2 protein-coding genes are annotated in these 632 nt (G+C 43.5%); both read right to left on the minus strand.

From position 1 onward, the window contains the following. On the minus strand, positions 1 to 317 hold a 317-nt coding region (locus ACFIO5_RS12580; protein ID WP_375705586.1), incomplete at its 3' end, for a BatA domain-containing protein. Next, a partial coding sequence (locus ACFIO5_RS12585; protein ID WP_522729902.1) for a DUF58 domain-containing protein occupies positions 314 to 632 on the minus strand: 319 nt, incomplete at its 5' end. The genes ACFIO5_RS12580 and ACFIO5_RS12585, both read right to left, overlap by 4 nt.

The raw sequence follows: 632 nt of genomic DNA on the forward strand, positions 1-632 counted from the left end.
TTTTTCCACTCTCTCGTAGATGCCCATCCATTATCGATAATAAGTGCAAGTGGTTGAGATCCGGAGAGTATAATTGGCTTTTGATTCCAGGTGGGTTTTGCTAAAGCGATAATACTGAGTGCAGCTATGGTTAATCGTAACAACGATAACCACCAAGGTGTGCGATGTGCGGCTTCCTGCTGATTATTTGATTTCGGCAGAAAGCGTAAAGGGGGAAAGAGCTCTTTACGCGGCGTTGGAGGTGTTATCCGCAACAACCACCAAATAATCGGTAAGGATAAAAGCCCTAGTAAAAGGAGGGGAGCAGCAAAACTCAAAGTGACCTCCTATTGTGGGATGGAGAGATCCCTATTTTGTTTGCAAGTCGTAGAATGACTTCTGTTAAGGGACGGTCGGTTTTACTCACATGATAAGTCCAACCTTGGCGTGTGCAAAAATTTGTCAATTCTTGTCGCCGTGCTTGATACAATTTGCAATAATGCTCACGGGAGTTTTCTGCTTTTCCTAAAATGCGTTTTTCTTTCGTTTCCGGATCAAAAAATTCTGTATGGCCTGCATAGGGGAAGTGCTCTTCTGCGGGGTCAGCAACTTCAATTAAATGCACTGTGATTTGTTTTGCGGACAAAACTGTT

This window comes from Bartonella sp. AA86SXKL, assembly GCF_042196885.1.